This window comes from Pseudomonas sp. RGM2987 (assembly GCF_022952855.1).
GTDB lineage: Bacteria > Pseudomonadota > Gammaproteobacteria > Pseudomonadales > Pseudomonadaceae > Aquipseudomonas.
In genome coordinates, this window is record NZ_JALJDX010000141.1 from 1 (window position 1) to 23,694 (window position 23,694).

General features: G+C 61.6%; 24 protein-coding genes. 13 read left to right on the forward strand and 11 right to left on the reverse strand.

Features of this window, described 5'->3' with window-relative positions:
* Positions 1–40 precede the first annotated feature (40 nt).
* The gene (locus tag RGM2987_RS04855; protein WP_245138964.1) at positions 41–358 is read right to left on the reverse strand and encodes a DUF883 family protein; all 318 of its coding nucleotides are present in this window, start codon (positions 356–358) and stop codon (positions 41–43) included.
* Positions 359–514: 156 nt separating this feature from the next.
* Between RGM2987_RS04855 and RGM2987_RS04860 the strand changes: the two genes are divergently transcribed.
* Positions 515–769: a hypothetical protein gene (locus RGM2987_RS04860; RefSeq protein ID WP_245138965.1), complete on the forward strand. Its 255-nt coding sequence runs from the start codon at positions 515–517 to the stop codon at positions 767–769.
* A 3-nt stretch (positions 770–772) separates the two neighbouring features.
* Here the strand turns inward: RGM2987_RS04860 and RGM2987_RS04865 are convergent, their stop codons facing one another.
* Positions 773–1,681, reverse strand: a complete 909-nt coding sequence (locus RGM2987_RS04865; protein WP_245138966.1) for a LysR substrate-binding domain-containing protein — start codon at positions 1,679–1,681, stop codon at positions 773–775.
* An 85-nt stretch (positions 1,682–1,766) separates the two neighbouring features.
* On the opposite strand from RGM2987_RS04865, the gene RGM2987_RS04870 reads away from it, so the two are divergent.
* Positions 1,767–2,690, forward strand: coding sequence for a carbon-nitrogen hydrolase family protein (locus tag RGM2987_RS04870; protein WP_245138967.1), 924 nt, complete (start codon positions 1,767–1,769; stop codon positions 2,688–2,690).
* Here RGM2987_RS04870 and RGM2987_RS04875 read toward each other — a convergent pair.
* Positions 2,680–3,150, reverse strand: coding sequence for an LEA type 2 family protein (locus RGM2987_RS04875; protein WP_245138968.1), 471 nt, complete (start codon positions 3,148–3,150; stop codon positions 2,680–2,682). The two genes, RGM2987_RS04870 and RGM2987_RS04875, sit on opposite strands and share 11 nt — an antisense overlap.
* 265 nt (positions 3,151–3,415) lie before the next feature.
* Here RGM2987_RS04875 and RGM2987_RS04880 point away from each other — a divergent pair, with 265 nt between their 5' ends.
* The 4 genes from RGM2987_RS04880 (at position 3,416) to RGM2987_RS04895 (ending at position 6,472) form a co-directional block, all read left to right on the forward strand.
* Positions 3,416–4,132 (forward strand): YafY family protein, encoded by a 717-nt coding sequence (locus RGM2987_RS04880; RefSeq protein ID WP_245138969.1) that lies wholly within the window; start codon positions 3,416–3,418, stop codon positions 4,130–4,132.
* A gap of 51 nt (positions 4,133–4,183) precedes the next feature.
* The gene (locus tag RGM2987_RS04885) at positions 4,184–4,525 is read left to right on the forward strand and encodes a nuclear transport factor 2 family protein (RefSeq protein WP_245138970.1); all 342 of its coding nucleotides are present in this window, start codon (positions 4,184–4,186) and stop codon (positions 4,523–4,525) included.
* 277 nt (positions 4,526–4,802) lie between these two features.
* Complete coding sequence (zapE, locus tag RGM2987_RS04890) at positions 4,803–5,924, forward strand: cell division protein ZapE (RefSeq protein ID WP_245138971.1); 1,122 nt, start codon at positions 4,803–4,805, stop codon at positions 5,922–5,924.
* 53 nt (positions 5,925–5,977) lie between these two features.
* Positions 5,978–6,472: a GNAT family N-acetyltransferase gene (locus RGM2987_RS04895; RefSeq protein WP_245138972.1), complete on the forward strand. Its 495-nt coding sequence runs from the start codon at positions 5,978–5,980 to the stop codon at positions 6,470–6,472.
* Positions 6,473–6,617: 145 nt separating this feature from the next.
* On the opposite strand, the gene RGM2987_RS04900 is transcribed toward RGM2987_RS04895, so the two are convergent.
* Together RGM2987_RS04900 and RGM2987_RS04905 are read right to left on the reverse strand one after the other, a co-directional pair.
* The gene (locus RGM2987_RS04900; RefSeq protein ID WP_245138973.1) at positions 6,618–8,357 is read right to left on the reverse strand and encodes a phosphoethanolamine transferase CptA; all 1,740 of its coding nucleotides are present in this window, start codon (positions 8,355–8,357) and stop codon (positions 6,618–6,620) included.
* 366 nt (positions 8,358–8,723) lie between these two features.
* Positions 8,724–8,897 carry a DUF6026 family protein gene (locus tag RGM2987_RS04905; protein WP_245138974.1) on the reverse strand — a complete coding sequence of 58 codons (174 nt, stop codon included), beginning with the start codon at positions 8,895–8,897 and terminating at the stop codon, positions 8,724–8,726.
* A 250-nt stretch (positions 8,898–9,147) separates the two neighbouring features.
* Here RGM2987_RS04905 and gnd point away from each other — a divergent pair, with 250 nt between their 5' ends.
* From gnd to RGM2987_RS04920, 3 genes are read left to right on the forward strand one after another with little or no spacing between them, the layout of a single operon-like run.
* Positions 9,148–10,152 (forward strand): phosphogluconate dehydrogenase (NAD(+)-dependent, decarboxylating), encoded by a 1,005-nt coding sequence (gnd, locus tag RGM2987_RS04910; protein WP_348529622.1) that lies wholly within the window; start codon positions 9,148–9,150, stop codon positions 10,150–10,152.
* Positions 10,149–11,669, forward strand: coding sequence for a glucose-6-phosphate dehydrogenase (gene zwf, locus RGM2987_RS04915; protein WP_245138976.1), 1,521 nt, complete (start codon positions 10,149–10,151; stop codon positions 11,667–11,669). The genes gnd and zwf overlap by 4 nt, the downstream gene beginning before the upstream one ends.
* Positions 11,666–12,499 carry an HAD family hydrolase gene (locus RGM2987_RS04920; protein ID WP_245138977.1) on the forward strand — a complete coding sequence of 278 codons (834 nt, stop codon included), beginning with the start codon at positions 11,666–11,668 and terminating at the stop codon, positions 12,497–12,499. Before zwf ends, RGM2987_RS04920 begins: the two co-directional genes overlap by 4 nt.
* 192 nt (positions 12,500–12,691) lie before the next feature.
* Here RGM2987_RS04920 and RGM2987_RS04925 read toward each other — a convergent pair whose 3' ends face one another.
* The 6 genes from RGM2987_RS04925 to RGM2987_RS04950 all read right to left on the reverse strand — a co-directional run bounded on the left by RGM2987_RS04925 (position 12,692) and on the right by RGM2987_RS04950 (position 18,538).
* A complete protein-coding gene (locus tag RGM2987_RS04925) occupies positions 12,692–13,843 on the reverse strand; it encodes an acyl-CoA dehydrogenase family protein (RefSeq protein WP_245138978.1) in 1,152 nt (383 codons plus the stop codon).
* Between the two features lie 3 nt (positions 13,844–13,846).
* A complete protein-coding gene (locus RGM2987_RS04930) occupies positions 13,847–14,953 on the reverse strand; it encodes an enoyl-CoA hydratase/isomerase family protein (RefSeq protein ID WP_245138979.1) in 1,107 nt (368 codons plus the stop codon).
* A gap of 134 nt (positions 14,954–15,087) precedes the next feature.
* Positions 15,088–15,795 carry an HPP family protein gene (locus RGM2987_RS04935; protein ID WP_245138980.1) on the reverse strand — a complete coding sequence of 236 codons (708 nt, stop codon included), beginning with the start codon at positions 15,793–15,795 and terminating at the stop codon, positions 15,088–15,090.
* Positions 15,796–16,016: 221 nt separating this feature from the next.
* Positions 16,017–16,997, reverse strand: coding sequence for a LysR family transcriptional regulator (locus tag RGM2987_RS04940; RefSeq protein WP_245138981.1), 981 nt, complete (start codon positions 16,995–16,997; stop codon positions 16,017–16,019).
* Between the two features lie 155 nt (positions 16,998–17,152).
* Positions 17,153–17,695 carry a hypothetical protein gene (locus RGM2987_RS04945; protein ID WP_245138982.1) on the reverse strand — a complete coding sequence of 181 codons (543 nt, stop codon included), beginning with the start codon at positions 17,693–17,695 and terminating at the stop codon, positions 17,153–17,155.
* A 39-nt stretch (positions 17,696–17,734) separates the two neighbouring features.
* Positions 17,735–18,538, reverse strand: a complete 804-nt coding sequence (locus RGM2987_RS04950) for a putative hydro-lyase (protein ID WP_245138983.1) — start codon at positions 18,536–18,538, stop codon at positions 17,735–17,737.
* Between the two features lie 347 nt (positions 18,539–18,885).
* Here RGM2987_RS04950 and RGM2987_RS04955 point away from each other — a divergent pair, with 347 nt between their 5' ends.
* The 4 genes from RGM2987_RS04955 (at position 18,886) to RGM2987_RS04970 (ending at position 23,533) form a co-directional block, all read left to right on the forward strand.
* Positions 18,886–20,127 (forward strand): OprD family porin, encoded by a 1,242-nt coding sequence (locus RGM2987_RS04955; RefSeq protein WP_280639836.1) that lies wholly within the window; start codon positions 18,886–18,888, stop codon positions 20,125–20,127.
* 337 nt (positions 20,128–20,464) lie between these two features.
* Positions 20,465–21,907, forward strand: coding sequence for a coniferyl aldehyde dehydrogenase (locus tag RGM2987_RS04960; protein WP_245138984.1), 1,443 nt, complete (start codon positions 20,465–20,467; stop codon positions 21,905–21,907).
* Between the two features lie 19 nt (positions 21,908–21,926).
* Entirely contained in the window at positions 21,927–22,865 is a 939-nt protein-coding gene (locus tag RGM2987_RS04965) for an alpha/beta hydrolase (protein WP_245138985.1), read from the forward strand.
* A gap of 68 nt (positions 22,866–22,933) precedes the next feature.
* Positions 22,934–23,533 carry a TetR/AcrR family transcriptional regulator gene (locus tag RGM2987_RS04970; protein ID WP_245138986.1) on the forward strand — a complete coding sequence of 200 codons (600 nt, stop codon included), beginning with the start codon at positions 22,934–22,936 and terminating at the stop codon, positions 23,531–23,533.
* Positions 23,534–23,694 lie beyond the last annotated feature (161 nt).

Here is a 23,694-nt window from a genome sequence, read left to right on the forward strand (position 1 = left end):
CCCGCCCCCCCCCGCTCCCACATCTATGGTCAGGGGATGTTCATCGCCGGCCCAGCAGCAACCCCACCACCAGCCCGAAGCCTGCGGAAATCGCCACGGTTTGCCAGGGGTGGCCACCGATGTAGGTTTCGGTGGCATCGACTACCGGACGGGTGCGTTCCCGGGCGCTGGCAACCGAATCCAGCGCCTGTTGCAGCTTCTGGGAGATCTGGCCACGCAGGTTTTCAGCGTCTTCGCCTACCAGCGTCGCACTGCTCTTGAGCAGTTTCTCCGACTCCTCGATCAATGCCCTCAGATCACTGAAAACCTGATCCTTGATTTGCTCTCCGTTTGTTTGCAGGGTGCTTTTGCGCGCCATTGCCTGACTCCTTACTGATGACATTGCTCTATGGAGTGCTGCATCGGCTTAAAAGTTGCGACATGCGCCGTGCAGCGAGATGCTTTCATAAAACCGGGTTAAGGCTGTGCGCTTCAAGGTGTAAGATGGCGCCTATTTACGCAACAGGTAATTCCCATGAGTTTCAATCTGGCAGACAAGCCCCTGGCCGAGCGCGCTGCGCTGGAAGACGAGAAGTCCCGACTGTTCGAGCTGTGGCAGAACAACCTGGGCAAGGCCAAGGGCGAGGGGGCCCGCTTGTTTGGCGAGCGCTCCAAGCGCAAGGGCAAATGGGCCGAGTGGGTGCGCGCCGAACTGGACGGAATGTCGCCGCCGGAATACGCCAACATGGTGCGCAGTGAGGTCAATCGCCTGATGGCCGCCAGCAAATAAACCTCAGGTAAAGGTGGCGACAATGGCCTCGCGGACCTTGGCGACTGCCGGGTCCAGCTGCGTGTGGGTTCGCCAGCCCAGTTCGATGGGGTAGCGCGGCAGCGCCAGCGGGCAGGGCAGCAACGCGAGGCCGCTCAGGGCAGCGATGGCCCGGGCGGCATGGGTCGGGATGGTCGCCACCGCCTGGCTGCCCGTGAGCAGGAATGGCAGCGCGGCGAAGTGAGTGGTCGAGGCGCAAACCCGGCGACTCAAGCCGACGGTGGCCAGCCCTTCGTCGGTGATGCCGATAAATCCGCCCGATGACACCAGCAGATGCTCACGGGCCACGAACGCCTCCAGGCTCAGTGCCTGCTCGCCCGCCGCGAGGCTGGCCGGGTCCACCAGGCAGGCGTAGTCACCTTCGCCCAGCACTTGGCGGCTGAGTAATCGTTGCGCAAAACCTCCCGCCGTGATCGCCAGGTCAAGGCTGCGCTCCATCAAGGCCGGGCCGACGATCTGGCTGTGGGTCTGGCGAAAAATCAGCCGCAGGCCTGGCGCCCGGCGTGCCACTTCGTCAATCAAGCGTCGCCCGTGGGCGATCTCGAAATCATCCGACAGACCGACGATAACCGAACGCCCTGCGTAATGGTTCGCGTCTGGATCGACCATCGCCAGGCTCTGGCGACACTTGTCCAGCGCCTCGCTGATCACCGGCTTCAACTGATTGGCCCGCAATGTCGGCGCCAGGCCTCGCCCGGTGCGCACGAACAGCTGATCGTCATACAGCCCACGCAGCCTGCGCAATGCGGCGCTGATGGCCGACTGGGTCACGCCCAGGCGCAACGCGGCGCGGCTGGCGCTGGATTCATCGTGCAGGGCTTCGAAGGTCTTGAGCAGGTTGAGGTCGATGTCGACGATATTCATATGGCTCATATCAGTTAGCAGCGTTTTGGGCTTTATTCATGATCGGTCGACGCCTGAGAATCAGCAACACCTCATGATCAAGGAGCCAAATCCGATGCCCAAATCCATTGTCGCTGCCCTGCAGATCGGTTCGTTGCCTGGCGGCAAGGCCGAAACCCTGGCGCAGATCCTTTCCTACGAAGACGCCATAAGCCAGGCCGGCGCCCGATTGGTGGTGATGCCCGAGGCGTTGTTGGGCGGCTATCCCAAGGGCGAGGGCTTTGGCACCCAGTTGGGTTACCGCTTGCCGGAGGGTCGCGAGGCCTTTGCCCGGTATTTCGCCAATGCCATTGACGTACCCGGCGCTGAAACCGAAGCCCTGGCCGGGCTTTCGGCGCGTACCGGGGCGAGCCTGGTGCTGGGGGTGATCGAGCGTGCCGGCAGCACACTCTATTGCACCGCACTGTATTTCGAACCGGATGCCGGCCTTGTCGCCAAGCATCGCAAGTTGATGCCCACCGGCACCGAACGGCTCATCTGGGGCAAGGGTGATGGTTCGACCTTGCCGGTCATCGACAGTCAGGTCGGTCGCGTCGGTGCAGCAGTGTGCTGGGAAAACATGATGCCGCTGCTGCGCACCGCGATGTACGCCAAGGGCGTGGAGGTCTGGTGCGCGCCGACGGTGGATGAGCGGGAGATGTGGCAGGTGACCATGCGGCATATTGCCCACGAGGGCCGTTGCTTTGTGGTCAGCGCCTGCCAGGTCCAGGCATCGCCCCAGGCACTGGGCATCGAGGTGCCGAACTGGCCGGCCGAACGCCCACTGATCGCCGGTGGCAGCGTGATTGTCGGGCCCATGGGCGACGTGCTGGCCGGGCCGCTGAAAGACACGACCGGGTTGCTCACGGCGCAAATCGATACCGACGAGCTGGTGCGGGCGCGCTACGACTATGACGTGGTCGGGCACTACGCCAGGCCGGACATCTTCGAACTGGTCGTGGACGAGCGCGCCAAGCCAGGGGTGCGCTTCACCATGTAGCCGCGGAGCCGCGTAAATCGAGCGTACCTCGGTCGACGAAGCGCATCGTCCCGAACAAACCGCCGGCGAGCTTGCCCTTGAGCACATAGGGCAGGCCGTCCAGACTCTGGGTCTGGCTCAGGCCGAGGGTCTGGCGCAGCACGGAAAACGCCGAGATGCTCACGGGAATGCTGACTATTGCTTCGGAATACCGTGGGATCGAGCCGGTCTGGTCGCTGACCCCGGAGGCCAACGGGCGGCCATTGACCTCCAGGTCCAATGCCACGCCGTTGTAGTCAATGGCGGTTTCGTTGGGGTTCTGCAACCGCAGTTTCACCGCAAAGCGCATCTCCAGTTCCTGGCTGGGCAACGGTTCGATGCCGACCACGTTGATGTTCAGCGGATCCCGATGGGGGAAGAGGGCGCAAGCGCTGAGGCTGAGTAGCATCAGGAACAGCGAGAAACCGAGGATTTTGCGCATGGATATTCTCTCAGGAAAATAAGGGCAGGATACCCACAATCCCTGTGGCGAGGGAGCTTGCTCCCGCTCGGCTGCGCAGCAGCCGTCTCGATAAGCAGGGGTAGCTTCGCCCGACCGCGGACCGGTCCAGCGGGAGCAAGCTCCCTCGCCACAAGAGCGCATGTCAATAAATAGGGGCGCTGCATGCATAGCCTGCAAGCTCCTGCCAATTTCTGACAGCAACCTCTGCTAATCTGCGTCAACTTTTTTGCCCGGATCGCCCATCGTGTCCCGTACCACTCGGCTGCTCACTTTGCTGCAAGTCTTGCGGGGCAAGCGCTGCCCGGTTACCGCTGCCACATTGGCGGCCGAACTGGGGGTGTCCGAGCGTACGTTGTACCGCGACATCGCCGAGCTCACCGCTCTCGGCGCGCCGATCCAGGGCGAGGCGGGCATTGGTTACGTGCTGCGCAGCGGCCTGTTCCTGCCGCCGCTGATGTTCACCGCCGATGAAATCGAAGCCATCGTGCTGGGCTTGCGCTACGTCGACCAGCGCGGTGACGAGGTGTTGAGCAGGGCGGCCGCCGACGCGCTGGCGAAAGTGGCGGCGGTACTGGCGCCGGACTTGGGGGATGCGCTGCGCAACCCTACGGTGCTGCCGGGGCCGCCGGGCTATGGCTACCCGCAAAACACGGTGGAACTCAACGTGTACCGCCAGGCGATTCGTACGCAAGCCAAGCTGCATATTGACTACGCCGATGTGAACAAAAAACCGAGCCAACGCCTGATCTGGCCGCTGGCCCTGGGCTTCTTCAACGAGGCGCGGGTGGTGGTGGCCTGGTGCGAATTGCGTGGCGCCTATCGAACGTTTCGCACTGACCGCATCGGGTCCGCCATTGAGCAGGGCGAGCGGTATCCGGGCAGGCGCAGTGACCTGCTGCGGGCCTGGTTCAAGCTGATGCAACTGGACGAAACGGGGCGCTTCACTCCTGACAAAAACTGACACAACGCTGTTCTAGCATGGCGTCAGATCGATAAAACAAGGAGCCGTACCATGTCCAACCCCGTCTCTTCCCTGGCCCCGGCCATCGCCGGCTACATCGAGGCCGCCAATGCCCGTGACAGTTCGGCAGCGACGCGTTTCTTCGCTGAAAATGCCAATGTGTTCGATGAAGGCCAGCACCGCGTCGGCGCCCAGGCCATCGCCCAATGGATGGAAGACACCGCCCGACGCTACCAGCCCCGGGTCCAGGTGCTCAATGTGCAGCAACGCACCGGCAAGGTGCTGGTCCACAACCTGATCTCCGGCACCTTCCCCGGTAGCCCGCTGGAGTTGCGCTATACCTTCCGGCTCGATGAGCAGGGGAAGATCAGTCGGTTGGATATCTCGATCTAGGCCCTCTGCCTGGCAAAAAATCTGGGTGGTAAAGGCAGCTACTCTGGCAAAAGGTGATTCCTGTGGCGAGGGAGCTTGCTCCCGCTGGGCCGGTCCGCGTTCGGGCGAAGCAGCCCTGAAAAAACCAGCAAGCGCTACGCACTGGTGCGCCAGCCCGGTCGAGCGGGAGCAAGCTCCCTCGCCACAGGGTTTGGGTGAATCATCTGAGCGGTGATCAAGCTTGCGATGCGGTCGACATGGCATACTCCCCACCTTCGCTTTTCCGGACCTGGGCTGTATGACTTTCGACTCCCCCTTGAGTGCCTGGCAGCATGCCATCGAACACCACGGCTTCGTCCAGGACGAAGCCCAGGAGTTGGCCATCATGGCCCTGGAGCAATGCCACAAGGCGTTGCACGAGGGCCGTAAGTCGATCAAGGGCGTCTACCTCTGGGGGCCGGTCGGTCGAGGCAAGACCTGGCTCATGGACCGTTTCCACGAAAGCCTCAAGGTGCCGGCTCGCCGCCAGCACTTCCATCATTTCATGGCCTGGGTGCACCAGCGCTCGTTCCAGCTCACTGGCACACCCGACCCGTTGAAGGCCTTGGCCCGAGAGCTGAGCGCCGAGGTGCGGGTGCTGTGTTTCGACGAACTGTTCGTCACCGACATCGGCGACGCGATCATCCTCAGCCGCCTGTTCCAGGTGATGTTCGAGCAGGGCATGGTGATGGTGAGCACGTCCAATCTGCCGCCGGAAGAACTCTACGCAAACGGCCATAACCGCGAACGCTTCCTGCCCACCATCACCGCAATCAAGCAGCATATGCAGGTGGTGCCGGTGAACGGCTGGCAAGACCATCGCCAGCATCCGGGAACCTTGCAGCAGCGCTATTGGGTGCGTAGCCCCGAACAGCCCGAGCCGTTGGCCGAGGTCTTCGCCCAGCTCACCGCCGGGCAGCAACCGGGCAACGGGGCGATCCAAGTCGGTCATCGCCTGTTGGAACCGGTGCAGGTCACGGACACGGTGCTCTGGAGTCGTTATCAGGACCTCTGCGAACAACCGTTCTCCGCCCTGGATTTCATGGCCCTGTGCGACCGCTTCAGCGTAATCCTGCTCGGTGAAGTGCCCAGTCTGAGCGCGGCGCAACGTGAAGGCCGGATCGCCCGTGGCACCGAAGACGGCGTCGAGCGGGTCGAGGCCGGTGATCGGGAGTTGCCGCAATTGTCGGTCCACGATGATGGCGTGCGTCGGTTTATCGCTCTGGTCGACGAATGCTATGACCGCAAGGTCCCGCTGTACCTGTCGGCCCGGGTGCCGATGGATGAGCTGTACACCGAGGGCTATCTGCAATTCCCGTTTCGCCGTACCCTCAGTCGCCTCCAGGAAATGCAGATGCAACGTTTTGGTCAGCCCGCCTGACCCGTATCCCGCCGACGGCTGCGAGTCGCCGGTATCAACGAAGTGAGATGGTCATGGAAGAAGCCAAGGACATTCTGATATTGCAAGCCAGCTACACCAACCCGGTTCACGCCGAAGCGATCTGTCACGTACTCAATGGCTATGCCGAGGACCCGATGGGCGTCGGTCATTCGCTGCCGGCCGAGGTACTGTTGCATCTGCCTGAGGAGCTGGCCAAGCGTGCGCATGCGTTCAGCGTACTGGCGTTCGTCAACGGTGAGCCCGCCGGGCTGGTGAATTGTTTCGAAGGTTTTTCCACGTTCGCCTGCCGGCCGCTGGTGAATGTCCACGATGTGGCGGTGATGAAAGATTTTCGGGGGCTCGGGTTGAGCCAGAAAATGCTGCAGAAGGTCGAGGACATTGCTCGTCAGCGTGGTTGCTGCAAGATCACCCTGGAAGTGCTCGAGGGCAATGCCGTGGCTCAGGCCAGCTACGCCAAGTTCGGCTTTGCTGCCGGAATGTTCGACCCGGCGCACGGCCGCATGCTGTTCTGGACCAAGCCCTTGTAATGGGCATCAGTACCCGTGGCGAGGGCGCTTGCTCCCGCTCGACCGGGCTGGCGCACCAGTGCGTAACGCTCGCTGGTTTTTGGGGCCGCTGCGCCAGAGACGTCGGACCGTCCCAAAGGGAGCAAGCTCCCTCGCCACGTTCTGGTTATTTCTGCACCACGGCTGCCGTCGGCGCCTTGGGCTTGATCAGGCTGAAGTCGATCAGGCCCTTGTGCTGGTTCTCATAAGGATTGCCAATCAGCAGCGGCCGGGCCTTGAATTCATCGCTGACCAGGCTCTTGCTGCGGTCCAGTTCATCGAAGCTCAGGCCCGCCATGTCCGCCCAGGTGTGGATCAGGTGAGAGCTGCTGTACGGCCGGGACAGATCGCCGGCAAAGTTCCAGTCGTGGTTTTCGCGCCACTTGGGTGAAGCCCAGGCCATGAACGGAATGGTGTACATCGGCGCGGTCGGCTTGCCTTCGTTGCGACCCAGGGTGCCATGGCCCTGGGAATCGAACACGTCTTCGCCGTGGTCCGAGAGGTACAGCAAAAAGCCATTGGGATCGCTCTTGGCGTAGTCCTTGATCAGGCTGGACACCACGAAGTCGTTGTACAGCACCGCGTTGTCGTAACTGTTGTAGGTCGGCAGTTGGTCGTCACGGATGCCGGGTGGAACACCTTGGCGGTCGGTGAACTTGTCGAAGGTTGGCGGATAGCGGTATTGATAGCTCATGTGGGTGCCCAACAGGTGCACCACGATCAGCTTGCGCGGTGCGCTGTCGGCCAGGGCCTTGTTGAACGGCTCGATCACGTCGCCGTCATACTGCGCGGCATTCTGGTTGCGGTTGTTGTTCAGGTACACCTGCTCGTCGGCCTGCTGGGAGAAGGTCGTGAGCATGGTGTTGCGCTTGGTCATTGTCTGCTGGTTGGTGATCCAGAACGTCTTGTAGCCGGCCTGTTTCATCATGCTCACCAGCGACGGTGTGCTCAGGTACAGGTCCGGGTGCTCTTCGTCGGCGAACGTCAGGACCTGTTGCAGCGCTTCGATGGTGTAGGGGCGCGGGGTAATGACATTGTCGAACACCGAGAGCTGGTCCTTGAGCTTGTCCAATTCCGGGGTGGTCTCCCTCGGGTAACCGTAGAGGCTCATGCGCTGGCGGTTGGTGGATTCACCGATCACCAGCACCAGGGTGGCCGGCTGGTTGGCCATGGCGTCCTTGAGGTTGCGCAGGGGAGCGATTTTGCTGGCGCTGTGGAGCATGCCCTGCATGTTTTCCAGCTGTTCGCCGTAGCGCCGATAGGCCACCACCATCTGCCATGGCACGGCGGGCTCGATGCGATCTTCGAACTTTTCCAGGCCGCCGGCGAAACTGCCGGTGCGCTGGGTCTGCTTGATCAACGGATAGCCGACCACGGCCACGACGATGGCGATGGCGGCGACCAGCGCCTGGCCCCGGGGCAGATACACCGGGCGCAGTCGGGTCCAGAGCCAGTAGCCGACAGCGGTATGGGCCAGGAACGCCGCAACCATCCACCAGGCAAAATATTGCGTCAGGTACTCACCGGCCTCGGCCACGTTCGATTCGAACATGATGAAGATGACGCTCTGGGAAAATTCCTGCTGATAAATGAAGAAATAGCCCAGGCTGGCCATGGAGCAGGCCCACAGCACCACGCCGATCAATGCAGCAAGCAGGCGTGTGCGGGCAGGGAAGAGCAGCATCGGCGCCAGCCACAGCGCGCTCATCACGAATGCCTGGCGAAACCCTGTGAAGCCGGAGGTGTCGCTGAGCAGAATGAGCAGTTGGGTGATGCCGGAAAAATACCAGAAGAATAGAAACAGCCAGCCGAATCCGGCCCAGTCGAAACCTTTCGCAGTCGTTTTGCTGCGTTTGAACAAGCTCATCAAGCGCTCCAGCCTTAGTCGAGGAAGCTGCCGTCAGCCTATTGGCGACCGCAGGTCTGCGTCGAACAACCCTAAAGGTTGGGAGTATCACGGCTCGGGTGTGAAAACTTTGTGAGTTTTTCAGTTACAAAACGACAGGAAAAGAAGGACTTGCCTGGCAATGAGGCAGAGGAGCAGAAATTCTGTGACGAGGGAGCCTGCCCCCCGTTCGGCGCGAAGCGGCCCGAGGATTTTACGGCTGCTGCGCACTGGTGCGCCAGCCCGGCCGAGCGGGAGCAAGCTCCCTCGCCACAGGAATTGTTCTGGATTTGGGAAGTGACAGCGGTCTGGCCGATGCCACTTCCAGGTGCAGTGCCGCCGGAGCGCTTACCGAGCCAGGGCCTGGCTCTGATGGGACAGCTGTGAGTGTTGCAACTGCATGCGCAACTGCGTCACTTCATCAAGCAGGAGATCGCGCTCTTCTTTGAGTAGGCGCAATTCGTCGCGACGAATGGTCACATAAAGGGTTTGGGGAGGACGTGCGGTAACGACAGGGCCCATTGCTCACCTCGCAAATGGCGTACATCAACTATAGAGATGTCGCCAGTATTTGGTCGACACCTCTACTATCGGCGCCGATTCTGATTTCTTTTGCCTGTGATTGGAACTTTTTTATTTTTCATGGTCGCTGTGTCTTCGGTTGGGTTTGTAGCGTTATCCCTTGTGGTTGGTCGAATTACCCGGAAACTATGCAGCAATGCTCTGGACTAACCTCCACTAGTCGATAGTGTTAAATCTTTGACACACCTTTATTTGTAGTAGGGAGCATCAGCACATGCAACTCGGGATCATCGGACTGGGCCGCATGGGCGGCAATATTGCGCGGCGCTTGATGCTCAATGGGCACGCCACGGTCGTCTATGACCGCAATGCCGCTTTTGTCGAAAACCTGCGTCAGGAGGGCGCCACCGGTGTGGCGGATCTGCCTGCGCTGGTCGCCGGCCTGGAAAAACCTCGGGCGGTCTGGGTCATGCTGCCCGCCGGCGCACCCACTGAAGACACCATCAACGACCTCAGCCAGTTGCTTGAGTCGGGTGATGTGATCATCGACGGCGGCAACACGTACTATAAGGACGACATCCGCCGCGCCCGGGCCCTGGCGGAAAAAGGCCTGGGCTATATCGACGTCGGCACCTCCGGCGGCGTCTGGGGCCTGGAGCGCGGCTACTGCATGATGATCGGCGGTGACGCCGAGGTCGTGAAGCGCCTGGACCCGCTGTTCGACAGCCTGGCTCCGGGCATGGGGGACATCCCGCGCACCCGTGATCGCAAGTCTGACGATGACCGTGCCGAGCGCGGCTACATCCACGCGGGCCCGGCGGGTGCGGGGCATTTCGTGAAGATGATCCACAACGGCATCGAGTACGGGATGATGCAGGCCTTTGCCGAAGGCTTTGACATCCTCAAGACCAAATCCAGCGAAAGCCTGCCGCCTGAGCAGCGTTTCGACCTGAACGTGGCCGATATCGCCGAAGTCTGGCGTCGCGGCAGTGTGGTTTCGTCCTGGCTGCTGGACCTGACCGCCGACGCGCTGGCCAGCGACCCGAAACTGGACGGTTTCTCCGGTGAAGTCGCCGACAGCGGTGAAGGGCGCTGGACCATCGAGGCCGCCATCGAACAAGCAGTGCCGGTCCCGGTATTGTCCAGCTCGCTCTTCGCCCGTTTCCGCTCCCGTCAGCAAAGCACCTACGGCGACAAGATGCTCTCAGCGATGCGCTTTGGCTTCGGCGGCCATGTGGAGACGCCGAAAAAATGACCGCGATCGGCAGCAAATCCAAGGCGGAACCGGCACCACCGACCACGTTATTCCTGTTCGGAGCCCATGGCGATCTGGTCAAGCGGCTGCTGATGCCGGCGCTTTACCACCTCAGTCGTGACGGTCTGCTGGGGGATGGGCTGCAGATCATCGGGGTTGACCACAACGCGATCAGCGATGTGGATTTCGCCAAGAAACTCGAGGATTTCATCCGCAGCGAAGCGGTAAACAAGGGCGGCGATGCCGAGCGCGCCCTCGACCCGGCGCTCTGGGCCAAGCTGGCCAAGGGCATCAGCTATGTGCAGGGTGATTTCCTCGATGACGGTACTTATCAGGCGCTGGCGGCGAAGATCGCCGCCAGCGACACCGGCAATGCGGTCTTCTACTTGGCGACCGCGCCGCGTTTTTTCAGTGAAGTGGTCAGTCGCCTTGGCGCGGCCGGCCTGCTTCAGGAACAACAGGATGCTTTCCGGCGAGTCGTGATCGAGAAGCCGTTCGGCTCCGACCTGCACACCGCTGAGGCGCTGAACGCCTGTCTACTCAAGGTCATGAGCGAGAAGCAGATTTATCGGATCGACCATTACCTGGGCAAGGAAACGGTACAGAACATTCTGGTCAGCCGTTTCTCCAACAGCCTGTTCGAGGCGTTCTGGAACAACCACTACATCGATCATGTGCAGATCACCGCCGCCGAAACCGTCGGCGTGGAAACCCGCGGCAGTTTCTACGAGCACACCGGTGCTTTGCGGGACATGGTGCCCAACCATCTCTTCCAGTTGCTGGCGATGGTCGCGATGGAGCCGCCGGCAGCATTCGGCGCCGATGCGGTGCGTGGAGAGAAGGCCAAGGTGGTCGGGGCGATCCGGCCTTGGTCGGTGGAACAGGCCCGCGCCAATTCGGTACGTGGGCAATACACCGCTGGCGAAGTGGGTGGCAAGGCGGTAAACGGCTATCGCCAGGAAGCCAACGTGGCTGAAGACAGTCATACCGAGACCTACGTCGCCCTCAAGGTCATGATCGATAACTGGCGTTGGGTCGGCGTACCGTTCTACCTGCGCACCGGCAAACGCATGAGCGTGCGGGACACGGAAATCGTCATCTGCTTCAAGCCGGCGCCTTATGCGCAATTTCGCGACACCGAGGTCGACGAATTGCAACCTACCTACTTGAGAATCCAGATACAGCCCAACGAAGGCATGTGGTTCGACCTGTTGGCGAAACGGCCGGGCCCGGCGCTCGACATGGCGAACATCGAACTGGGTTTTGCCTATAAGGATTTCTTCGAGATGCAACCGTCCACGGGTTACGAAACCTTGATCTACGATTGCCTGACCGGCGATCAGACGCTGTTCCAGCGTGCCGACAACATCGAGAACGGCTGGCGTGCGGTGCAGCCATTCCTCGATGCCTGGCAGCAGGACGCGACATTCCAGCCCTACAAGGCCGGGGAAGATGGCCCGGCCGCCGCCGATGACTTGCTGGCCCGTGACGGTCGCGTCTGGCACGGCCTCGGATGAGTGCGTCGGTGATACAACCCATCCGATTCTTGCTCAGCGATATGGACGGCACCTTGCTGCTGCCCGATCACAGCCTGACCCAGCACACCATCGAAGCGGTTCGCGCGTTGCGTGAGGCGGGGGTGTTGTTCAGCCTCGCCACCGGACGGCCGCCCCGGGCGATGCGCCAGCAGATCGAAGCCTTGGGCGTCGACTTGCCCACTGCCGCGTTCAATGGCGGCACCCTGGTCCACCCTGACGGAAGCTTCCTCGCCGTGCATTACCTGCCGCCCGAGGCGGCGCTGACCACCCTGGCGCTGTACGCCGATCAGCCAGGCATCGAGGTCTGGGTGTTCGCCGACGACGACTGGCTGGTGCTCGACGCAAACGGGCCGATGGTGCCGGTCGAAACCCGTGGCCTGGGCTATCCGCCGGTGCAGGTCGAGAGTTTCGAGCCCTACCTTGAGCGCATCGACAAGATCGTCGCCACCAGCGCCAATACGCAGTTGCTGGTGGAACTGGAGGCGCGCTTGCACCCGCTGCTTGAAGGTCAGGCCCAGGTATCGCGTTCGCAACCGATCTATCTGGATGTCACGGCCATGAAGGCCAACAAGGGCGACGCCCTCGCGACCCTGGCGACGTTTCTGGAGGTGCCTCTGGAGCAGACGGCGGCGATGGGCGATGGCGGCAACGACCCGGCGATGTTCCATCGTGCAGGGCTGTCGATCGCCATGGGACAGGCGCCGGAAGCGATCAAGCGCCAGGCCGATGTCATCACCGCCACCAACACCGAAGACGGCGCGGCATTGGCGATCGAGCAATACATCCTGCGGCGTCGACTGGCCCAATGAAAGCTGAGTGAGACAAACCTGTGGGAGCGGGCTTGCTCGCGAAGATGGCGGCACATCCGGCATCTTCATCGGCTACCGGACCGCTATCGCGAGCAAGCCCGCTCCCACAGTGGATTTGCGGTGTTCGTGGGATTTCAGGCACGCCATTGGACCTGCGGGAGCCGTGCTTGCTCGCGATGCTTTTTCAAGCCATCACACCAGGTAGTGCTTGAGCTCCCGGGCGATGACCATGCGCTGGATTTCGCTCGAGCCTTCGTAGATCTGGGTAATCCGGGCATCGCGGTAGTAGCGCTCTACCGGGTAGTCCTCCAGGTAGCCGTACCCGCCATGGATCTGGATGGCCGAGGAGCAGACCTTCTCGGCCATTTCCGAGGCGAACAGCTTGGCCTGGGAAGCTTCGGACAAGCACGGCTTGCCGGCGCTGCGCAGCCGGGCGGCGTGGAGGATCAGCAGGCGCGTGGCGTTCAGGCGGGTGTGCATGTCGGCCAGCAGGTTGGCGATGCTCTGGTGCTCGTTGATCGGTTTGTCGAACTGCACCCGGTCCCGTGAGTAGGCCAGCGCCGCTTCGAACGCGGCCCGGGCGATGCCCAAGGCCTGGGCGGCGATGCCGATACGGCCGCCTTCCAGGTTGGAGAGGGCAATCGCCAGGCCTTTGCCTCGCGCCCCCAGCAGATTGGCTTCGGGAATGCTGCAGTTGCTCAAGGTCACCGCACAGGTGTCCGAGGCGCGGATGCCCATCTTGTGTTCGGTTCGATCAACAATGAAACCCGGCGTATCGGTGGGCACCAGGAATGCCGAGATACCTTTCTTGCCCAATTCCGGGTCGGTCACCGCAAACACAATCGCCAGTTTCGCCCGCTTGCCGTTGCTGACGAACTGCTTGGCGCCATTGATCACCCACTGGCCATCCCGCAGTTCGGCACGGGTACGCAGGTTGTGCGCTTCGGAGCCGGCCTGGGGTTCGGTCAGGCAAAAGCAACCAATTGCCTGGCCGCTAGCGAGATCCGCCAGCCAGGTCTGTTTCTGTTCATCGGTGCCGTAGTTGAGCACCGGTCCGCAGCCCACCGAGTTATGGATGCTCATCAACGCTCCGGTGGCGCCATCACCCGCAGAAATCTCTTCCACCGCCAGGGCATAGGCGACGTAGTCGACATAGGTGCCGCCCCATTCTTCGGGCACTACCATCCCCAGCAGGCCCAGTTCACCCATCTTCGCCACCAGGCCATCGTCGATCCAGCCGGCCTTTTCCCAGGCCTGGGCGTGGGGAGCGATTTCACCGCGGGCGAAATCCCGGGCCATGTCGCGGATCATCACTTGTTCTTCGGTCAGTTCGAGGTCTTGCATGGCTCAGTTCCCGTGGTCATCGAAGCCGTCGAAGAAACTCGCCACATGGCCGGCGTCCAGCGCCTCCAGGGTGGGCGGATTCCAGCGCGGATTCTTGTCTTTATCGATCAGCAAGGCGCGCACGCCTTCGATCAGGTCGCCGCGTTCGAACCATTGCCGGTCCAGGTGCAGCTCCAGGGCAAAACAGTGTTCCAGGCTCAGGTGCCGACCACGGCGCAACATCTCCAGCGTCACGGCCATGGCCAGCGGGGAACGGGTTTGCAGCAGGTCGGCGGTCTTGAGCGCCCACTCGTGACTGTCGGCAACCGTGACCTGGCGCAACTGCTCGATGATGCTCGGAAGGTCGGGCAGCGCAAAGAAGTGATCGATGGCCGGACGCAGGTCCGCCAGGGGCGGCTCGGGGAGTTGCTGGACACCCAGCTTTGCCAGCAGGCCTTGCAGGTCCTTGAGCGGTGTGTCGTGCCATGGCAGCCGGTCGAGACGCTCATCCAGTTGCTGGAGCTTGTCGCTGTCCAGGTACCAGTCGGCCAATCCGCAATACAGCGCGTCGGCGGCGCGGACCTGCACGCCACTGACCCCCAGGTAAATACCCAGCTCACCCGGCACCCGGGGTAAAAAATAACTGCCTCCCACATCCGGGAAGTAGCCGATGCCCACTTCCGGCATGCCCAGGCGGCTACGTTCAGTCACCACCCGCAGGTCGGCACCTTGCACCAGGCCCATGCCGCCGCCCAGAACAAAGCCATCCATCAACGCCAGGATCGGTTTGCGGTAGTGGTGGATCGTCAGGTCAAGGGCGTATTCCTCGACGAAGAACGCCTCGTGCAGGGTGTCGCCCTGAAGGTGGCTGTCGTACAGCGAACGGATATCACCGCCGGCACAGAATGCCTTATCGCCGGCACCGCGCAAAACCACGGCATGGATCTTCGGATCGAGCGCCCAGGCGTCGAGTTGCTGCTGCAGACTGCGCACCATGCCCAATGTGAGGGCATTGAGGCCGGCAGGGCGGTTCAGGGTCAGGTGGCCGATGTGATTGCGAATGTCGACCAGCACTTCGTAGCCCACAGTGTCTACGGTTACCGAGGCTTGAGATGAAACCTGAGCAGTCATCGCTAACTCCCTGTTTTATTGTCTTTTATCGATAGTGATCGCGCCTGTACCGCCGTGATCGTACCAGTGCAAATTTGCACAGCACAACCGGGATACGTGCAGGTCCTTTCTGCATATTTATAGCAGCCACAGGATCAACCGCGACCCGAGAGCACCTCCGTGATGCTGCGACGCTTGGCATAGCGCTCGCTGGTATGGATCAATTGTTCAAGATCTTCAGGGGTGACGTCGAAAAACGCTTCCATCTCCGCCAGGGCCAGTTTCAGGTCTTCAGCGGTGATGGCCTGCCGGTCGACAGGGGGATGATCCGCCGGAATCACGGCCAGCGGCTCGCTGGCACGCTTTGGATAACGCACCCGGGTCAGGTTGTTGTAGGCCAGGGCGAAGGCGAGCAGGCCGGTGCCGGCCAGCATAGTGGCGCCGACGGCCAGCCAGTCCAGGGCAATGATCGACGGATCTGCCAGCACCATGGTTGCCGCAACGGCGCCTGCTGGCGGATGCAGGCAGCGCAGCCAACACATCAGCACCAGTGCCATGCCCGCGGCCAGACAAGCGCTACCCAGCGTACGGCCCAACACGTGGGCCACCAGCACCGCCACGCCCGAGGCACACAGATAACCGCCGAAAATCGACCAGGGCTGGGCGAGGGCACCCGACGACACGGCAAATAACAGCACGGCAGAAGCGCCAAGAGGACCGATCAGGTGTTGCGCCACCTCCAGGCCAAACACCTGGCTGCACAGCCAGACACCGAACATCGTTCCCAGCGCCATGCCGATGGCCGCGCGACTCCATTCTGTGGGACGGGTATTGATAGCAGCGGGAAACCAGCGAGAAAACATAAAGCGTTAATCCAAAAAACGAACAAAAAAAGGGGCTTACGGGATAATCCCTGAAAGCCCTTTAAGTGTTCCACAGTTGGGGGAGGAACGGCGCACAGTGTGCCGTTCTGACAACCGGCTTACAAATTCATATTAATGCTGGTTGAGTGCATTAATTTTGCAGTAATGCTGCGTTGGTTTCCAACGGCAGAAAGTAGCCCCCCAGCCTCCGGCCATCGGCGCTAACGGTATGGCATGGGTGTGACGGGTTGATGATGAAATGAGTGAATGGCACGATCGATTTCAGCCTGCATCCAGGCCGTACCCGGGGGCAGGTCGGTGACGAACTCATCGACGACATCCCGGGCCAGGCCGACGATGTCTTCCACCCGTTCCATTCCCGCGCCCGTGCGCCAACTGGCGACGATGTCCATCACTGATGGCAGCGGCACGCCTTCCAGCAGTTTCAAGGTGCCTTGGGCCAGTTCGCCAAGGACTAACGCTGCGGGCATGGCGCCGATGCCGAAACCATCGCGAACCAGGCGGGTGATGGCCGATGCGGAGTTCACACAATTGATGCGCGGCGAGACGATGTTGGCCGAATGCAGCAGGTTGAGAATGTCCTGATGGGGCCGCGAGTTGCGCGAGAACGTGACGATCCGTTCCTGGGACAGCTCCTCCAGTGACGTGTATTGCCGGTCGAAGATAGAGCCGGTGCGCACCACCCAGTGCATCGGATAGCGGGCCAGCAAAGCATTGCGCACGCTGTCCAGGCGCAGGATGTCGGTCTGGAAAATGATGTCCTGATAGCCTTTTTCCAATTGAGAGCACAGGTTGCTGGCGGTATCGGCCGATAGCTCGATTTCCAGCGCCGGGTAGCGTTCCATCAGGCGCGTAACCAAGGGGCTGAGCCAGGTGTGGATCACCGTGTCCATTGCCCCGATGCGAATTCGTCCACGTACCTGGCGCGGGTCCTTGATCACGGCTTTCATGCTTTGCATGGTGTCCATGATGCGCTCGGCGTACTCCAGCACCCGCTGTCCTTCGGCGGTCAGCGACACGCCTTTGGAATCACGCACGAACAGGCGCACGCCCATTTCATCTTCCAGGGCGGCGATCCGGCTGGAGATGGACGCCTGGGTGGTGAACAGTTTTTCGGCGGTGAGGCGAAAGCTCTTCAGGCGCGCGACCCAGACGAAGGTTTCCAGAAACTTGATGTTCATTGTTAAGGTTCCTTGGCGCTTTCAGGGGCACATCGGACCTGTGGCGAGGGAGCTTGCTCCCGCTGAGTGCGAAGCGCTCACAAACAAGGTCTGCTGCGCAGCCCAGCGGGAGCAAGCTCCCTCGCCACAGTGAATCGACGCCAGCCGTTTCGGTTCTACTGTAACTCTGGGGTAGCCACGAACTGGACCACCTCACGAAGCGCCTCCAAATCCGGCATCCCGCCAACCACCGCTTCACGGCTGCACCACGGATAGTCCAGCCGCGATGCCCAAGCCATGATCGCTGATACATCCCTCGCCGGCAGCGTCTTCATGTGTTCGATGGTGATCGTCAGGTGTTCGGTCAATCGCGACTGCGGATTGAATTGCCAGTCGTAAAATCCGCAACCCACGCGTGCCTCGCCGCTCTGTTTGTCGGACATCGCCACCAGCCATTTGCATTGGAACGAACTGGCATCTGCCGGCGGCGGGGTATCCAGGCAAAACGTGTAGACGTTTTCGAACGCCTGCCCGAAGCGACTGACCAGCACCTCGCCGATGGCCGTACGGCCTTCGACGTGACCGGGAAACGAGATCGAGCCGGTGCGCACGACCATGTCCAAAATCGCCTCTGCGGTAAACGCCTGGGCAAGCAGGTGCGGGCGATTGCCATCCTTGGCGCGTATGTATTGTTCAATGGCTTGTTGCGCATGGGGCATGGTGAGTCCCTTGAGGTTGAGAGCACTCTCACTTGAAGTCTAGAGGTCATTGTTCCACAAGTCGGTCACCAGCATGCAGCCCGGGGCGTGGGTGATGCACAGCGGTGGGCGCGAGGCCTGGACCACCGATTGAGGTGTCACGCCGCAGGCCCAGAACACCGGTATCTCGTCCGCCTGGACGGGCACGGCGTCGCCGTAGTCAGGGGTTTCCAGGGAGTCGATGCCGATCAGCGACGGATCGCCAATGTGCACTGGCGCGCCGTGGACGTTGGGCATGCGCCCGGTAATCTGGATTGCCTGGATGGCATCGACGGCTTTCATCGGGCGCATGCTCACCACCAGTTTGCCGGACAGGCGAGCGGTGGGGCGGGTGTCGATGTGGGTCCGGTACATCGCGACATTGCGCCCCAGCTCGATGTGCCGCAGGCGAATGCCGGCTTCCAGCAGCGGCTGTTCGAACGAGAACGAACAGCCGATGGCGAAGGCCACCAGGTCGTCCTGCCAGAGCGGCTCGATGTCCGTCGGCTCCGCGCTCAATTCGCCATGGCGATAGACCCGGTAGCGGGGTACTTCATGGCGGATGTCGATGGCTGCCCCCAGGTTTCGAAAGAACGGGTCGCCTGGCTCAGTCACGTCGAGTAACGGGCAGGCTTGGCGGTTGAGGGCGCAATAACGCAGGAATTCGTTGGCCCAATCCAGGGGCAAGATCACGATGTTGGCTTGGACCCGGCCCTGGCCCAGGCCGCTGGTATGCCCCTGGTATCGACCCGCTGCGATGTATTGGCGCAAGGCTGCCGGGTCGCACTGTTGCAGTTGTTCGAAGGGCAGGGCTTGCTGGTTCATCGACGGTTCTCCGCGGCTATGCCGGCGCATTTTTGTTTGCCTGTACCCTAGTGACCCCAGGCGCCGACGTCTAACAAGGAAATCTGTTGGCTCTCACAATAAAAAGTTAATCAACCGTCTCAATTGCAATTGCCGCTCCAGATCGCCCTTTGCACGCATCAGATTTTCTTATGGCCGATCCGGCTTTTTTCCCGTTTGACGCTGCCGGACCGCGACCAGAAGAATCCAGCCCCACGGCGCGGGACACCGCACCGGGCCCCAAACGACAACGTCTTCACACAACAATAACGTGGCGTGCGCAACGTTCCCGAGAGCGTCCGTTCGCGCCCCAAAAAAAAGGAGCACGCATGCGCCAGTTCAAATCCACCCCATGGATCGGCACACCTATCGGCACGGCATTGGGCTTAAGCCTGATGGGCATGCCAGGCGCCCACGCCGAGTTCATTGCTGACAGCAAGGGCAGCCTGGAGGCGCGCAATTTCTACTTCAATCGCGATTTCCGCCAGGAAGGTGCGAGGGACAAGGCTGAAGAGTGGGCACAAGGATTCCTGTTGCGGATGGAGTCGGGCTACTCCACCGGCACCGTGGGTTTCGGTCTGGATGCCTTGGGCGTGGCCGGCTTCAAGCTCGACTCCGGCGGCGGCACGGCGGGCACCAATCTGCTGCCGCCCGACCGGTCTGGCGGCTCCCAGGACCAGTACAGCGAACTGGGCCTGACCGCCAAGGTGCGGGTTTCCAGCAGCACGCTGAAGCTGGGCACGCTGCAAATCAAAGATCCGGTGGTGAGCTCCAACGACACGCGCCTGCTGCCGGCCACGTTCAGGGGCGGCTTGCTGAACGTACAGGAAATCGACCGGCTGAAACTGACTGCCGGGCAGTTCACGCAGATCAATGTGGTCGACTCCACGGATTACCAGGACCTGACCGCCAACCGCATCGGCGGCAGCAGCGACAAGTTCCAGTTTGCCGGAGGGGACTACCAGTTCCAGCCCAACCTGACGGCACAGTACCGCTACGGCCAGCTGGAAAACATCTACCGGCAAAACTACCTGGGGTTCGTGCACACCCTGGACCTGGGCGCAGGTCAGTGGCTCAAGAGTGACGTGCGTTACTCGCGCAGTACCGAGGATGGCAACTTTCGTGATCTCGACAATCAAGCTTTCGGCGCGCTGTTCACTTACAGCGTCGCCGGCCATGGGCTGGGCCTGGGCTACCAGCGCATGAGTGGCGACGATCCGTTTCCCTACATCGGACGCAGTGATCCCTACCTGGTCAACTTCGTCCAGATCGGTGATTTCGCCAACGTCGATGAACGCTCCTGGCAAGCGCGCTACGACTACAACTTCGCCGCCCTCGGCCTGCCCGGGCTGACGTTCATGACCCGCTACATTTCGGGCGACAACGTGCAACGTAGCGCGCCGGGGGAGGGTAAGGAGTGGGAGCGCAACATGGACATTGCCTATGTGGTGCAGGACGGGACGTTCAAGGGGCTGGGAATGAAATGGCGCAACGCTTCGGTACGCTCGAACTTCGGCAATGACCTGGATGAAAATCGGCTGATCGTGAGTTATACGCTGGGACTTTGGTAATCGGGGCAGACCTCGCAAGGCGCCGCTCGATCAGGGCGCCTTTTTGGTTAATGTGTATAACCTTTTTAATCAATGGCTTGCTTCTATTTTCGAAAATGACTCCCCTGAAAAAAATCCTTGATGTGATTGCCTGGCGGCTCAATATCAATTCGTAACCAGCGCCATGACCAACGTTTATAGGGTGTAAGGTGATGCTCAGTTCTTGAAAATAAAGAAACTCATGGGTTTCCTTTGGCTGGTTTTTTGTCATACTCCACCCTGCGAGCGGACAGAGCTGTCTGCCTTGTAGGGAAATTAGTACTGGATAATAACAATTCAACCAGCAGGAACCCACGCCATGAGCACGCCCGGTCATCACGCCACCGCGTCCCCCGCCGAACACATCGCAACAGCGCTCGCACGAATGAAGCAGGCCCACCTGGACGAAGGGCCGGCAAGCCTGGAACTTCGGCGCGACCGGCTCGACCGGGCGATTGCCCTGTTGCTGGACAACCGTGAAGCGATCGTCGCGGCGGTGTCCGCGGATTTCGGCAACCGCAGCCGCGAGCAGACGTTGTTGTCCGATATCGCCGGCTCGGTGGCGAGCCTCAAGCATTGCCGTGAGCACCTGGCCGAGTGGATGCAATCGCAAGGGCATCCGGCGCCATTCCCCGGTTGTGAAGCGCGGGTGGACTATCAGCCGTTGGGCGTGGTCGGGGTGATCAGCCCATGGAATTTCCCCATCGTACTGGCCTTCGGGCCGTTGGCGAGTATCTTCGCCGCCGGCAACCGCGCCTTGCTCAAGCCCTCGGAGCTGACCCCGCGCACGTCGGCGCTGATCGACCAACTGATTCCCCGTTATTTCCACGAGAACGAACTGCGCACGGTATTGGGCGATGCCCAAGTCGGCGCGCTGTTCAGTGCGCAGCCGTTCGACCACCTGATCTTTACCGGCGGAACGGCCGTGGCGCGGCACATCATGCGGGCCGCCTCGGACAACCTGGTACCGGTGACCCTGGAGCTGGGCGGCAAGTCGCCGGTGCTGGTCTCGCGCAGCGCCGACCTTGCCACGGTGGTGCAACGGGTCATGACCGTGAAAACCTTCAACGCCGGTCAGATCTGCCTGGCACCGGACTATGTGCTGTTGCCCGAGGAGTTGCTGGAGGATTTCGTCGACGAGGCAGCGCGCTTTGTCGCGGCCATGTATCCGACCCTGCGCGACAATCCGGACTACACGTCGATCATTAACTCACGCAATTTCGACCGTCTGCACGGCTACCTCGCCGACGCCCGGGGCAAAGGTGCGCGACTGGTCGAGATCAACCCGGCGCAAGAGAACCTGGGCGACCGGGAGATCCGCAAGATCGCCCCGACCCTGGTGCTCGACACCCACGAGCAGATGCAGGTGCTGCGTGAGGAAATCTTCGGCCCGCTGTTGCCGGTCAAGACCTACCGCGACTTCACCTCGGCCATCGATTACGTCAACGGCCAGCCTCGGCCATTGGCCGCCTATTATTTCGGCGAGGATGCCCAAGAGCGCCGGCAGGTGCTGGAGCACACCATGTCGGGGGCGGTGGTCATCAATGACGTCATGAGCCACGTGGTGTTCGAGGCACTGCCATTCGGTGGCGTCGGGCACTCGGGCATGGGCGCCTATCATGGTGTCTACGGTTTCCGTACGTTCAGCCATGCCAAGGCCGTGGTCGTGCAGAGCCCAGTCGGCGAGTCCAACCTGGCGATGCGTGCGCCCTACGGCGCGATGATCCACGGTCTGCTGGACCAATTGCTGACGGCCCATTGAGCCGCAGGGGAGTTTGACCATGAACCTGTTGAAGAACATCAAGGCCAAGCTGTTGCGTGCCCTGGCCAAGCGCATGAAAGCCAAGTTCACCTATGACGCTGCGCAGTACCCGTTACGCTCGGTCAGCCAGACTTTCATCCCGACCGCGTGGGGGCCGGCACGGGCGTTGTTCTATTGGCCCCATACGTCGTCCGTGGGACAGTTGCCGGTCTACCTGAATCTGCACGGCGGCGGTTTCGTGGCCGGGGTGCCGGAGCACGACGACAGCTATTGCCGGCGTCTGGCGCACAATCTAGGGTGCCTGGTGGTCAACCTCGATTACGTCCTGGCCCCCGAGTATCCGTTTCCCGCCGGTTTGCGCCAGAGCTTCGAGGTGCTGGAATGGCTGGCGGGGCAGGCCACGGCCCTGGGTATCGACCCTCAACGCATCGCCGTCGGCGGACACAGCGCCGGTGGCAACCTGGCCACCGGCCTGGCGAATCTGGCGCGAGGGCATGAGCAGCTGCGGGTGGTGCATCAGGTGATTGACTATGCCGCCGTCGATCTGTCCCAGGCCCCGGAGCTCAAGCGCTCGCCCCTCGATAAACCATTGTTGGGAACTGGCCTGATGCGCTTCTTCAACAGCTGCTACCTGAGCGATCCGGTCCACGCCCTTGACCCGCTGGCGTCGCCCTTGCTGGCGAGGGTCGAAGCATTGCAGGGGATGCCCGCCGCCACGCTGATTACCGCCGAGTACGATATCCTGCGGGCCGAAGGCGAGGCCTACGGGGAAAAATTGCGTCAGGCTGGGGTCGAGGTGAACGAAAGGATGTTCCCCGGCTGCGACCATATGTTCACCCACCTTGGACCAGATGCTTCGGCGGATGAGGCCTGGCAGTTCATCGAGGATGCGTTGCGGGGGGCTTTTCGTGGTGCGGCGGTGCAGGAGGCCGATCACGCCCGGGTCGGGAATCTTTGAGTGGGCCATGTGGCGAGGCCGTCTCTCGCGCTCGCGGCCGTCCGCCGCTGCGCAGCCGCGAGGAGCAGATGCGCCTGTTGCTGGATGCGGCGGCGCAGATACTGGGCAGCGGCAATTTTGCCAACGTGACCATGGACACCATCGCCCGCGCCGCCGGCATCTCGAAGAAAACCCTGTATCAGTTGGTGGCGAGCAAGGAAGCGCTGCTGTCGCAACTGGTGGCCCGGGATCTGTCGACCCTCGAGTTACTGCTGGAGAGTGGTATCGACTGCGCTGAAGACCTGCTCAGCGAATTGCGTATGTACCTGACCCTCTGGGCGCGCCTGACCCTGTCGCCACTGGCGCTGGGGCTGTACCTGATGGCGGCGCAGGCACGCGAGACCGCGCCGGGGATTGCACGGATCTGGTATCAGGAGGGTGCCGAGCGCTGCCTTGGCCTGTTGCGCGGTTGGTTGGACAAGGCGGCTGGCAAGGGATTGCTGGCCTACGGCGATGTCGAGCCGGCAGTCGAGTTGATCGACGCGCTGTTGATCTCGCAACCGCTCAAGCTATTTACCCTTGGGGTCCAGCAGAGCTGGTCCGATGAACAGATCGGCCAGCGGGTCGACATGGTGCTCGATATGTTCGGGCGTTCTTTTATCCGGCCCAGTGTTACCGGATTGGGATGAGTTTGTGACGCTTTGGGCCTGGGCGACTGCTTTGCAGTCGAGCGGGAGCAAGCTCCCTCGCCACGAATGGGTGTTGAGCGCAAACCTTCCAGACCCCGAGTACCCCTGTGGGAGCGGGCTTGCTCGCGAAGGCGGTGTGTCAGTCGATACCATCAATAGCT

Bases quoted from the DNA above. Each gene is read 5' to 3' on its own strand.
- RGM2987_RS04855 (WP_245138964.1), bottom strand. From the start codon at position 358: ATGGCGCGCAAAAGCACCCTGCAAACAAACGGAGAGCAAATCAAGGAT.
- RGM2987_RS04860 (WP_245138965.1), top strand. From the start codon at position 515: ATGAGTTTCAATCTGGCAGACAAGCCCCTGGCCGAGCGCGCTGCGCTG.
- RGM2987_RS04865 (WP_245138966.1), bottom strand. From the start codon at position 1,681: ATGAGCCATATGAATATCGTCGACATCGACCTCAACCTGCTCAAGACC.
- RGM2987_RS04870 (WP_245138967.1), top strand. From the start codon at position 1,767: ATGCCCAAATCCATTGTCGCTGCCCTGCAGATCGGTTCGTTGCCTGGC.
- RGM2987_RS04875 (WP_245138968.1), bottom strand. From the start codon at position 3,150: ATGCGCAAAATCCTCGGTTTCTCGCTGTTCCTGATGCTACTCAGCCTC.
- RGM2987_RS04885 (WP_245138970.1), top strand. From the start codon at position 4,184: ATGTCCAACCCCGTCTCTTCCCTGGCCCCGGCCATCGCCGGCTACATC.
- zapE (WP_245138971.1), top strand. From the start codon at position 4,803: ATGACTTTCGACTCCCCCTTGAGTGCCTGGCAGCATGCCATCGAACAC.
- RGM2987_RS04895 (WP_245138972.1), top strand. From the start codon at position 5,978: ATGGAAGAAGCCAAGGACATTCTGATATTGCAAGCCAGCTACACCAAC.
- RGM2987_RS04900 (WP_245138973.1), bottom strand. From the start codon at position 8,357: ATGAGCTTGTTCAAACGCAGCAAAACGACTGCGAAAGGTTTCGACTGG.
- RGM2987_RS04905 (WP_245138974.1), bottom strand. From the start codon at position 8,897: ATGGGCCCTGTCGTTACCGCACGTCCTCCCCAAACCCTTTATGTGACC.
- zwf (WP_245138976.1), top strand. From the start codon at position 10,149: ATGACCGCGATCGGCAGCAAATCCAAGGCGGAACCGGCACCACCGACC.
- RGM2987_RS04920 (WP_245138977.1), top strand. From the start codon at position 11,666: ATGAGTGCGTCGGTGATACAACCCATCCGATTCTTGCTCAGCGATATG.
- RGM2987_RS04925 (WP_245138978.1), bottom strand. From the start codon at position 13,843: ATGCAAGACCTCGAACTGACCGAAGAACAAGTGATGATCCGCGACATG.
- RGM2987_RS04930 (WP_245138979.1), bottom strand. From the start codon at position 14,953: ATGACTGCTCAGGTTTCATCTCAAGCCTCGGTAACCGTAGACACTGTG.
- RGM2987_RS04935 (WP_245138980.1), bottom strand. From the start codon at position 15,795: ATGTTTTCTCGCTGGTTTCCCGCTGCTATCAATACCCGTCCCACAGAA.
- RGM2987_RS04940 (WP_245138981.1), bottom strand. From the start codon at position 16,997: ATGAACATCAAGTTTCTGGAAACCTTCGTCTGGGTCGCGCGCCTGAAG.
- RGM2987_RS04945 (WP_245138982.1), bottom strand. From the start codon at position 17,695: ATGCCCCATGCGCAACAAGCCATTGAACAATACATACGCGCCAAGGAT.
- RGM2987_RS04950 (WP_245138983.1), bottom strand. From the start codon at position 18,538: ATGAACCAGCAAGCCCTGCCCTTCGAACAACTGCAACAGTGCGACCCG.
- RGM2987_RS04955 (WP_280639836.1), top strand. From the start codon at position 18,886: ATGCGCCAGTTCAAATCCACCCCATGGATCGGCACACCTATCGGCACG.
- RGM2987_RS04960 (WP_245138984.1), top strand. From the start codon at position 20,465: ATGAGCACGCCCGGTCATCACGCCACCGCGTCCCCCGCCGAACACATC.
- RGM2987_RS04965 (WP_245138985.1), top strand. From the start codon at position 21,927: ATGAACCTGTTGAAGAACATCAAGGCCAAGCTGTTGCGTGCCCTGGCC.
- RGM2987_RS04970 (WP_245138986.1), top strand. From the start codon at position 22,934: ATGCGCCTGTTGCTGGATGCGGCGGCGCAGATACTGGGCAGCGGCAAT.